Genomic DNA, 10,842 nt, shown 5'->3' with positions numbered 1-10,842 from the left:
CTCCAGGGAGAGGAGATGCGCGGGTCAGACGTGGCGGACGGAGGAGGACGCGGCGGCCGGCGAGGGCCCGGCGGTCGGCGAGGGCCCGGTGGGGTCCGGGCACGTCGCGGCCAGACCGGACCACAGATGGTCGATGTCCACCCGGTGGGAGGCCGCCGACGGCCCGAACAGGGTCCGGACACGGGTGTCGTCGAAGCGCCGCCGGTGGGTCAGATAGGTCGTCAGGTCCGGATAGCAGTCCACCAGCGCCTCCAGCGCGGACGGGTCATCCGGCTCATCGGCGACCAGCTCGATGGACAGCCCGACCAGCCGTTCCAGCAGGGTCGTGATGGTCGGCACGGGCACGTCCCGGTCGTGGACGACGTGGTACGTGTCGACCCCGCCCGAAGGCGTACGGCCGGCCAGCCGCAGCATGATCCCGGCCGCGTGGTCCACCTGAAGCAGGTTCAGCCGGCCGTCCGCACGGCCCACCAGCCGGACGCGGGGACGGCCCTCGGGGTCCTCAGAGCCGCCGGGACGGCCCGGACCGGCGGTGCGTCGCGCGTCGCGCAGGATCCGCTCCACCACCTGGAGCGGATGCGCGGGCAGGTCCGGGTGCGGCGGCAGGTCCGTGACGAGGATGCTCGGCCGCAGCACCACGACCGGGCGGCGGTGCTCGCGCGCCCACGCGTGGATCAGCACCTCCGCCTCGTACTTGGAGCGTTCGTAGGCGTTCTCGAATCCGTACGAGTCGTCCAGCTCGTCCTCGTACGCCACCCCTTCACGCCGGCTCCCGGCGACGAACGCGGTACTCACGTGGTGGACCACGGGTCTCTCACGTCCGGCGGCGGCCAACTCCAGTACGTGCCGGGTTCCTTCGACATTGGTCCGCCGCAACTCGGACAGGTCACCCGCCAGGTTGATGCTGCCCGCGCTGTGCCAGATCGTCCCGAGACCGTCGGCCAGCTCCCGGAACGCGCGCCGGGAGAGCCCCAGTCCCGGGTGCTCCAGCTCGGTCTCCACCACCCGCAGCCGGCCGGGGAGCCCGGCGAGAGACGCCTCGGGCAACCCGGTCAGTGCGAGGAACCGGGTGATGCGGTGCAGCGCGTCACCCGACCCGGCGTGGACCAGGACCGTCACCGACCGGTGCGTGTCGAGCAGCCGGCGCAGCAGGCGCAGCCCGAGGAATCCGGTGGCGCCGGTGAGGGCGACGTGCATGACCTTGGCTCCAAGGGCTCCGGAAGGGACAGGACGGCGACCGCGCGTGCGAGGGCGGGAGCGCCGGGGCCGTCGCGACGGCCGTGGAGGCGGGACGCGGTGGCTGTCCCGCAGCGCGGCATGACACCCGCGGTGGCGGTGTGCGCGGCCCGGCTCGCCCGGTCGGTCCGGTACGAAGGGCGGCCGCCGCTCGTCCGGTTCCTCCGGCCCCGCCGGGGGTGCTCAGGCCCGCTGCCGGGCTTGATGACCACTGGCGCACGGCACACAGTGTCAGACGGCGGACGGTGATGAAGCCCCCGATTCCACCCGCTCACCCGAATGCAGTACCGGTGTGGTGGCGGGGGGTGGCCGGTGGTCCTCCGCCGTGAGCTGGGGCGCCGTGCGGGCGTACGCACCGGGAGCGGTCGGGACCGGGCCGGGCCGCCCGGCGGACCATCCCCCTTTCGGGTGACCTCGCGAGTGACGGCCGGCAGCCGGTCCCGGTGGGGCTGGAGGGGAGCGCGTACACGGGGCCCCGCGGGCGGGAATCGCCGCTCACCGCGGCCGGATATAAACCGTACGCAACCAAGCGGGGTGACGGCCGGTTTCGTCACGGCCCGGCCCCGCCCGCACGCCCCTTGGCACGAACTGGAGCCGACCCGATGCCCGTGTCCGATCCGCCAGCCGGCCCCTCGGCCCGTACCCCGGCCCGCGAGTCGGTCCGCCCATCTGCCGGTCCGGGGCGGCCCGAGGCGTCTCCCGGTAACCCCTTCCACTCGGTCGACCGCGCGTTCCTCGACCTGGAGCGCCGTCACCCCGACGTCCGGTGGGACGGCGGCGGCGTCGCGTATCTGAGCGGTCCGCCGCCGAGCCTGGCGGACTTCCGCGCGTACGTGGGCTCACGCCTGGGCCGGCTGCCCCTGCTGATGAGCCGGATCGAGGGCGGTTCACGGCGTCCCCGCTGGCTCCCGGACGCGGACTTCGCCCTCGAACGGCACGTCCACGAGGTGGTCGCGGACGGACCCGGCGGGTGGGACACGGCCCTGCGCACCGCGCTCGACGCGCCGTTCACGCCCGGCGCGCGCTGGGGTCTCTGGCTGGTCCACGGCCAGGTGCCCGACGCGTACGCCGTCTGCTACCGCTTCCACCACGTCTGCCAGGACGGTTCGGCCGCCGCGATGACGTTCCGCACCGTGCTGGGCGAGGGGGAGCCGTCGGCCCGCCCGGTGCCGGGGGAGGGCCGCGTGACCGGTCTGCCCCGGCGGGTCGGTACGGCGGTCGGGCTGGCCACGAAATTCCTGGCCGGCTCCCTCTCCGTTCGCTCCCGGCGTCCCTCCGTCCCCTTCGTGCCCACGGGAGAGCGGCGGCTGTGGCGGGGCCGCGTACCCGCGGACACCCTGCGCCGGATCGCCGCGCCCCACGGCGGATCGGCCCACGACGTCCATCTGGCCGCGCTCGCCGGGGCGTTGGCGGCCTGGTCGGCCCGGTCCGGCGTACCGCTTCCGCGGGTGAGGGCGCTGCTGCCCGTGGACGCCCGGCGCCCGGACGAGGAACAGACCTGGGGCAACCGCTGCTTCGCCCTGCCGCTGGACCTGCCCGTGCGCGCGGCCCCGGCACCCGGGACCGGACCTCATGACGAGGGCTCACCCCTGTGGCGACTGGAGCACGTCATGGCCACGACCCGCAGGCTGCGGGGCGAGACCTGGCGGCAGGCCGTCCAGGACCTGGTGCGGTACATGCCGGACCGTCCGACCGCCTGGTACCTGCGGAGGATGCTCTCCCCGCGCGTCACCGACGTCATGGCCACGTCCATGCCGGTCGCCGACAAGGGAAGTCTGGGGAACGGCCAGGTGACGGGCGTCGCCCTGCTCCCCCTCCTGGTCCCCGGACACCTCTTCGGAGTGGGGCTGTCGTACTTCGGCGACTGGGCCGAGACGTCCTTCGTTGCCGACAGTGCCCTGCCGTCCGGGGAGACGCTTCCGGATCTGTGGGAGCGGGCCGTGCGCGAACTGGAGCGAGGATCCACGCCGATGTGAAGACCACGCCGGCAACGCGTGCGGCGCAGCCGCCCGGTCACCGTTTCCCCCGCGCCGTCCGCTCGTTGGGAAAGGGCGGACCGTTTCCCCGGAGAGTGGCAGGCCGGTTCCGCCGGCCGCCGGAAGACACCCACCGCTTCCGTGGCCACCCCGAAGACCTCGCACCACGGCACCACGGAGCAGCGCGATGGACGTCGCAGATGTGCACCACTCCTACCGGCAGCGCGCCGTCCTACGGGGCGTCGACCTGCGGCTGCGGCCAGGGGTCCTCGCCGGCGTCGTCGGGGAGAACGGCGCGGGCAAGACGACACTGCTGAGGATCCTCGCCGGCGAACTCCGGCCGGACCGGGGCTCGGTGCGCCACAGCGGCAGGTTCGGCTACTGCCCGCAGTCCGTGGTCCTGGACGACTCCTTCACCGTCCGCCAGCACCTGGACCTCTTCCGGCACGCCTTCGGACTGGCGGATCTGCGGCGGGCCGAGGAGGTGATGGAGACCCTGGCCTTCACCGAGTACCTCGACCAGCGCGCGGGGCTGCTCAGCGGCGGCTCACGGCAGAAGCTGAACCTCACCCTGGCCCTGATGCACGACCCGGACGTACTCCTGCTCGACGAGCCCTACCAGGGCTTCGACTGGGAGACGTATCTGCGCTTCTGGGAGCTGGCGACCCGGCTGCGCGACGCCGGGCGCTCGGTGCTGGTGGTCTCCCATCTGGCGTACGACGTCGAGAGGCTGGACCAGCTGTGGCGGCTGGAGGACGGGCGCCTCCACCTCCGGGACCGGTGCGCGGAGGCGGCGGCATGAGACGGCACTGGTCCCTGTTCGTCACGGCCTCCCGGTACGCGCTGATCGGGCACGCCCGCAACCGGTTCGCCATGCTGCTGGTCGTGGTCTACATCCCCGTGTGGATCGCCCTGGCCTATGTCACCATTCCCGACCGCGCGGCGCCGTTCCGGCTGCGGGCCACGGGGGAGGTGCTGACGCCGCCCGGCAATCACCTCACCCAGATCACCGGCGCGCTCAACGCGGTCACCCTGATCGCCGGGTTCATGATGTTCGCCGCCACCTTCACGGGCGGCGCCTTCGACCGGCGCCTGGCCATGGCGGGGTACCCCCGTCACCACCTGGTACTCGCCAAGCTCTCCGCGCTCACCCTGGTCTGCGCGGCCGTCGCCGCGTACGCCACGGTCGCCGCCGGCTTCGCCTGGTCGCCCCGGCAGCCCCTCATGCTCATGGCCGCGCTGTTCTGCGCCGCCCTGACCTACGGCGCGCTCGGCGTGGTCTTCGGCTCGGTGCTCCGCCGAGAGGTCGAGGGCATGTTCGCCATTCTGATGATCAGCATCATCGATGTCGCCCTTCAGAACCCCCTGTCCAGCTCCGGGTCGGACAGCGCCGTCGTCCGCTTCCTGCCGTCGTACGGAGCCGTACAGGCCGGCATGTCCGCGGCCTTCTCCACCGCGCCGGTGGCCGAGGGTCTCGCGATCCAGCTGCTCTGGCTCCTGGCGGCGGCGCTGGCCGCGTTCACCGTCTTCCGCCGGCGTACCCGCGACGCGCTCCCACCGGAACGGAAGCGGCGCGTGCCGGACCGATCAGGTCGGGGTGCGGACACGGACGCGGGGGCCGGCGCGGACACGGGTGCGGGGGCCGGCGCGGTCGCGCGGCCCGTACGGCCCAACTGACCAGCCGGCCACCCCCGTTCGCCCCGTCGCCGCGTGACCTGCGGGAGGCGGAGATCGTTCTGGAACCGGGCGCCGATCCGCCGCCCGACCACCAGTTCCCACGCAAGGAGCACGCCCCCATGACCCTTTCCCGCACCGTCCGGAGCACGGTCCTCACCACCGCTCTCGTGTCCGCCGCCGCCCTGGCCCTCCCCGCTCCCGCACAGGCGCAGGCGGCTCCGCTGCCGCCGGCGTGTCAGGAAGCGCTGCTCACCACCCTCGACAAGTTCCCCGTCGCGGACTTCACGGTTCCCGACAAGGTCCAGAGCGGCATGCTGGACGAGGTCGGGAGCCTGACCGAGGCCGACCAGCGGGCCTTCACCGAGAAGGCGTGCGCGGCCTGGAACACCTGGGCCGACAGGAACGGCCAGGCGGTGGCCACGGACCTGGACACCCGCTACCGGAACGCAGCCGGGCCGGTGTGCAGCAAGTTCACCACCTCCGCCATCGGGACGATCAAGAAGTACGCCCCGAACGTTCCCGCCGAGACACGGGAGCTGGAGAAGGTCGCCAAAAAGGTCTGGCAGAACGTGATGGGGAAGCTCTCCGTGGAGGCCACCAACGCCGACTGCCGCCGGGCCTACAACGGGGTGAAGACAGGCTGGTAGCCGGCCCGGTCGGACATCGTCCCCCGTCCGCCTCGGGCCCCGCGTTCCGTGGGCGGGGCCCGGGACCGGGCGGGGGCCGTGTCCGTGCCGTCAGGAAGGGGCCTGGACGAAGTCCTTCGTACGGATCGTGGCGAAGGAGACCACACCGGCGACGAGGGCGATGAACGCCGCGATCAGGAGGATCTCGTTCAGGCCCGCGGTGAAGGCCGCCGTGGCGAGGTCCTTCACGGGTGCGCGGACCTCCGGCGGAAGTGACCCGAGAGCCTGGGTCACCGTGCCGGACTGGACGGCGGTGGAGATCTGCGGGCCGAAGTCACCGACACCGGGGATGGCACCGATGTGGTCGGTCACATAGGACTTGACCTTGCTGGAGAACAGGGTGCCGAGCAGCGCGATGCCGGTGGCGATACCGATCTGACGGAACGTGGAGTTGATGCCGGACGCCATGCCCGCGTGGGCCGGCTGGACGACACCGACGGCGGTCGACGCCAGCGGCGGGTTGACCAGGCCCAGACCGGCTCCGGACATGATCATGCCGGGGATCAGATGCGTCCAGTCGCTGGAGGCGTTGAGGCCACGCATCCACAGCAGCCCACCGCCGATCAGCAGCAGACCCGGTCCGATCAGAAACCGCACCGGCATCCTTGAGGAGAGCCGTCCGGAGATCGTGGACACCACCAGGATGCCCGCGGAGATCAGCAGCAGCCGCACACCGGCGCCCAGGGCGCTGTATCCGAGGACGTCCTGGAGGTAGAGCACGAGGTACAGCAGCATCGACAGGATCGAGGCGCTGAGACCGAAGGCCGCGACCAGCCCGCCGGTGAAGGTCGGCTTCCGGAAGAGCGACAGGTCGAACATCGCCTGAGCGGTCCGGGACTCGACCACCAGGAAGGCGATCATCAGGACGAACGCCGCGGTCAGACACGCGATGACGACGGGGTCGGAGAACGAATCGTGGCTGGACTGGATGAGCGCGTACACCAGGCTCGACAGGGCGGCGGTGAAGAGGACGAAGCCCGGCCAGTCGGGGTGCCGGGCCCCGGGCTGGCGGGACTCGGCGACCTTGACCAGGGTGATCGCGACGGCGATCGCGCCGATGGGCAGATTGACGTAGAAGATCCACTCCCAGGACAGCCCCGTGGTGAGCACACCGCCGAGCAGGGGCCCGACAGCCACCGCGAGTCCGGTGATCGTGCCCCAGATACCGAAGGCGACACCGCGGTCCTTGCCGCGGAACGCGTCCGCGAGCAGGGCGAGTGAGACCGAGAACATGATGGAGCCGCCGACCCCCTGGATACCGCGGGAGAGTTGCAGCATCAGCGGGCTGCCGGCGAGGCCGCAGAGCAGCGAGGCGAGACTGAAGATCGCCAGCCCGATCACATAGAGCTTCTTGCGGCCGTACATGTCGGCCAGGCTGCCCGCGGTGAGCAGCAGGGAGGCCAGGGTGAGGGAGTACGCGTCGACGACCCACTGGAGGTCGGAGAAGCTGGCGTGCAGTGACCGCTGGATGTCGGGCAGCGCGACGTTCACGATGGTGATGTCCAGCAGCAGCATGAACGTGCCGAGGCAGACGGCGGTCAGCGTCCACCACTTGTTCAGCGCGGTCGGGGTGCGGCCGGCCCGGCGTTCGCCGCGATGGCGCTCGTGCGGGCCGGTTCCGGAAGCGCCCGCGGCGCGGGGCGGACGGGAGCCGTCCGGCTCGTTCTCAGGCATGGTCATTCCCTCTTCTCGGCCCGACGGGCGTGCCCGTCCCACCGACTATCCCCTCCGGGTGCCTCCGGCCGTCCGCCCGTCGCGGGCCAGCCGGGCGAATGTGAGCCGTGGCATCACCGGATCGGGTGACGGCCTCCGTTTCGGCCGACCGTGAACCGGACGCGGGGCCTGTTGATCATGTACGCGACGAGGTCCGGCCCCCGCCGGTGGCCGGGCGGGTCGGGCACTACTGTCGCGGGATGGTCCGACACGATGCCCTCAGCGCCACCCGCGACGCCTATGACGCCGCTGCCGTCACCTACGCGCAACTGTTCAGCGACTCCCTGCGCGACAGCCCCCTCGACCGCGCGGTCCTCGGGCACTTCGCCGAGGTCGTCGGCGCGGGCGGTGGGGGCCGGGTCGCGGACCTGGGCTGCGGACCCGGTCACATCACCGCGCACCTGGGCGAGTTGGGGCTGTCCGCGTTCGGTGTCGACGCCTCACCGGTGATGATCGAACTGGCCCGGCAGGCACATCCGGGCCTGCGGTTCGACGTGGGGTCGATGACGGAGCTGGACATCGCCGACGGCGCGCTGGACGGCGTACTCTCGCGCTGGTCCGTCATCCACACGCCGCCGCCGGAACTCCCGGCCGTCCTGGCGGAGTTCCACCGCGTGCTGGCACCCGGCGGCCACCTGCTGATCGGCTTCTCGGCGAGCGAGGACCCGTCGCACCCGACACAGGTCTTCGACCACGCGGTGGCACCGGCCTACCGCTGGTGTCCCGACCATCTGGCCGCGCTGCTCCGCGAGTCCGGCCTGTCCGAGCTGACCCGCACGCTCCGCGAGCCCCAGCCCTCGGACAGACGCCAGTTCCGCGAGGTCCAACTGCTCGCCCGCAAGGCCCGACTTGATCTTTGACCCCGAGGACCCGTTCGGTCCTCGGGGTCAAAGATCAAGTCAGTGCACCGGCTCGGTCACCGTCCCGAGGTGTCTCGTGAGCGAACGGCCGTCGCGTGTCAGGGGCGGCTCGTCAAGTAGCCGCCCATGGAGGTGAAGTACTCCGTCGCCGCCAGCTCCCGGCCGTCCTCGGTCCGTACCCGGGTGATGGCCAGGCCGTGGTTGCGGCCGGTGCGGGCGTCGGATCCGGCGACGATCACCACGCCCTCGCCCTCGCGGTAGAAGATACGGCCGGGCGTACCGCCGTAGCGGCCCTCGGACACCACCGCGGCGAGGACTTCGAGCCGCCCGCCCTTGTGGAAGGTGAAGGCGCTGGGGTACGGCTCGGACTGGGCGCGGACCAGGCGTTCGAGGTCCTCGGCCGGCCAGTTCCAGTCGATGCGGATGTCCTCGGCGGACCGCTTGTGGAAGAACGTGGCCTGCGAGCGGTCCTGCTTGGTGAACTCCGTCTGCCCGGCGGCGATGAGGCCGAGCGCGCCGACGGTCACCGGCGCGATGAGGCCGACGGTCTTGTGGAAGAGGTCGGTGGCGGTGTCCGCCGGTCCGACCGGGACCGACTCCTGGCGCACGACGTCGCCGGCGTCGAGCTCGTCGTCCATCATGTGCGCGGTGACGCCCACTTCGGACTCGCCGTTGATCAGCGCCCAGATCAGCGGGGAGAAGCCGGCGTACTTCGGCAGCAGCGAGTCGTGGACGTTCAGCGTGCCGTGCCGGGGGAGGCCGAAGATCCGCGGGGGGATCCAGGTGCGCCAGTTGTTCGCCACGATGATGTCCGGGTCCGCCTCCTTGAGGCGCTCGAACAGCTCCTCGTCGTCGGGGCGGTTGCGGATCAGTACCGGGACGCCGTGCTCCTCGGCGAGGTCGGCGACGGAGTCGCTCCAGATCTTCTCGTACGCGTGCTCGCTCTTGGGGTGTGTCACGACCAGGACCACGTCGTGCTCGGACTCCAGAAGGGCTTGCAGGGTGCGGTGCCCCCAGGTCTGGTAACCGAACATGACGACCCGCATGGGGGTTCCTCCTCAGAGCAGGGAATGACCGAGGGTAGTTAAGCAAGGCTTACCTTAGTTTGCAACTGCCCGATTTGGCGGCCCAGTCGGAGCGTGGTGCCCCCGCCCGGCCACTCGACAGCCGTCAGGGATTAGCTTAGGCTCACCTAAGTTTCGGGTGGGGTCGCTTTCTCTGCGTGCCCACCTTTCGTATGTCCCACCTGCCCCCCACGCCTGACAGGCGGCTTCCCCGTATGAATGGGAGTGACATGTCACAGGTTCTTCCTGGCGACGCAGCACCGGTCTACGACCTCATCGGCATCGGCTTCGGGCCGTCCAATGTCGCGATGTCGATCGCGGTCAGCGAGCACAACGCACGCGTCGGCAGGCAGGAGTCGGTCACCGCCCACTTCTTCGAGCAGCAGCCGTCCTTCGGCTGGCACCGCGGCATGCTGATCGACGACGCGACCATGCAGGTGTCCTTCCTGAAGGACCTGGTGACGCTCCGGAACCCGACCAGTGAGTTCAGCTTCCTCTGCTACCTGCAGAGCAAGGGCAGGCTGATCGACTTCATCAACCACAAGAACCTCTTCCCACTGCGGGTGGAGTTCCACGACTACTTCGAGTGGGCGGCGGCCAAGGTCGACGACATGGTCAGTTACGGCCACGAGGTCGTCGGCGTCACCCAGGTGGTCCGCGACGGAGCCGTCGAGTACCTGGACGTGACGGTCCGCTCGGCCGAGGGACTCGCGGTCCACCGGGCCCGTAACCTCGTCATCGGCTCCGGGCTGCGCCCGCAGATGCCGGAGGGCGTCGAGCGCGGCGACCGTGTCTGGCACAACTCCGAACTCCTCAAGAAGGTCGACGCGATCGAGGGCACCGCACCCTCCCGGTTCGTGGTGGTGGGCGCCGGGCAGAGCGCCGCCGAGAACGTCGCCTACCTGCACCGCCGTTTTCCCGACGCCGAGATCTGCGCGGTCTTCTCCCGCTACGGCTACAGCCCCGCCGACGACAGTGCCTTCGCCAACCGGATCTTCGACCCCGAGGCGGTCGACCAGTACTTCGCCGCCCCCGAGGACGTCAAGGGCCGGCTGATGGGCTACCACGGGAACACCAACTACTCCGTGGTCGACATCGACTTGATCGACGACCTCTACCGCGAGATGTACCGGGAGAAGGTCCTCGGTACCGAACGGCTGCGCTTCCTCAACGTGTCCCGGCTGGTCGACGTGAAGGAGACGCCGGACAGGGCCCGTGCCACGGTCAAGTCCCTGGTCACGGGTGAGGAGTCGTTCCTCGACGCCGACGTCGTGGTCTTCGCCACCGGTTACGGCCCCGCCGACCCGGTCGGCCTCCTCGGCGAGGTCGCCGACCGCTGCCTGCGGGACGACGAGGGCCGCGTCCGCGTCGAGCGCGACTACCGGGTCGCGACCGACCCCGGCCTGCGCTGCGGCATCTACCTCCAGGGCGGTACGGAGCACACGCACGGCATCACGTCGTCCCTGCTGTCCAACACCGCGATCCGGGTCGGCGAGATCCTGGACTCACTGCTCGGCCGAGGCGTCAAGTCCGTGTCGGGCGTGGCCCGTCAGGTCGCCGACGGAACAGGCAGCGCCGCCCGCTGAGGGGCCGCCGGTGGGGGCGCGAGACGCCCGACCGGCCGTGCCAC

Annotated in this window: 9 protein-coding genes; 6 read left to right on the top strand and 3 right to left on the bottom strand. The window is 71.2% G+C overall.

The window, feature by feature from the left end; all coding sequences use genetic code 11:
- Positions 1-24 precede the first annotated feature (24 nt).
- Positions 25-1,197 carry an SDR family oxidoreductase gene (locus ACZ61E_RS01010; RefSeq protein ID WP_469696450.1) on the bottom strand — a complete coding sequence of 391 codons (1,173 nt, stop codon included), beginning with the start codon at positions 1,195-1,197 and terminating at the stop codon, positions 25-27.
- A 647-nt stretch (positions 1,198-1,844) separates the two neighbouring features.
- On the opposite strand from ACZ61E_RS01010, the gene ACZ61E_RS01005 reads away from it, so the two are divergent.
- From ACZ61E_RS01005 to ACZ61E_RS00990, 4 genes are all read left to right on the top strand, one after another.
- Complete coding sequence (locus ACZ61E_RS01005) at positions 1,845-3,212, top strand: wax ester/triacylglycerol synthase domain-containing protein (protein ID WP_469696448.1); 1,368 nt, start codon at positions 1,845-1,847, stop codon at positions 3,210-3,212.
- Positions 3,213-3,399: 187 nt separating this feature from the next.
- Positions 3,400-4,014, top strand: a complete 615-nt coding sequence (locus tag ACZ61E_RS01000) for an ABC transporter ATP-binding protein (RefSeq protein ID WP_469696447.1) — start codon at positions 3,400-3,402, stop codon at positions 4,012-4,014.
- Positions 4,011-4,889 (top strand): ABC transporter permease, encoded by an 879-nt coding sequence (locus ACZ61E_RS00995; protein ID WP_469696446.1) that lies wholly within the window; start codon positions 4,011-4,013, stop codon positions 4,887-4,889. The genes ACZ61E_RS01000 and ACZ61E_RS00995 overlap by 4 nt, the downstream gene beginning before the upstream one ends.
- A 119-nt stretch (positions 4,890-5,008) precedes the next feature.
- Positions 5,009-5,536 (top strand): hypothetical protein, encoded by a 528-nt coding sequence (locus ACZ61E_RS00990; RefSeq protein ID WP_469696444.1) that lies wholly within the window; start codon positions 5,009-5,011, stop codon positions 5,534-5,536.
- Positions 5,537-5,626: 90 nt separating this feature from the next.
- Here the strand turns inward: ACZ61E_RS00990 and ACZ61E_RS00985 are convergent, their stop codons facing one another.
- Positions 5,627-7,249: an MFS transporter gene (locus ACZ61E_RS00985; protein ID WP_469696442.1), complete on the bottom strand. Its 1,623-nt coding sequence runs from the start codon at positions 7,247-7,249 to the stop codon at positions 5,627-5,629.
- 239 nt (positions 7,250-7,488) lie between these two features.
- On the opposite strand from ACZ61E_RS00985, the gene ACZ61E_RS00980 reads away from it, so the two are divergent.
- Positions 7,489-8,148 (top strand): class I SAM-dependent methyltransferase, encoded by a 660-nt coding sequence (locus ACZ61E_RS00980; RefSeq protein ID WP_469696440.1) that lies wholly within the window; start codon positions 7,489-7,491, stop codon positions 8,146-8,148.
- A gap of 98 nt (positions 8,149-8,246) precedes the next feature.
- Here the strand turns inward: ACZ61E_RS00980 and ACZ61E_RS00975 are convergent, their stop codons facing one another.
- Positions 8,247-9,194: a methionyl-tRNA formyltransferase gene (locus tag ACZ61E_RS00975; RefSeq protein ID WP_469696439.1), complete on the bottom strand. Its 948-nt coding sequence runs from the start codon at positions 9,192-9,194 to the stop codon at positions 8,247-8,249.
- Positions 9,195-9,442: 248 nt separating this feature from the next.
- On the opposite strand from ACZ61E_RS00975, the gene ACZ61E_RS00970 reads away from it, so the two are divergent.
- A complete protein-coding gene (locus ACZ61E_RS00970) occupies positions 9,443-10,798 on the top strand; it encodes a lysine N(6)-hydroxylase/L-ornithine N(5)-oxygenase family protein (protein WP_469696437.1) in 1,356 nt (451 codons plus the stop codon).
- Positions 10,799-10,842 lie beyond the last annotated feature (44 nt).

The organism is Streptomyces sp. NPDC104581 (assembly GCF_055583685.1).
The sequence above is the reverse complement of the archived record's forward strand: the minus strand, read 5'-3'. Positions and strand labels throughout refer to the sequence as shown.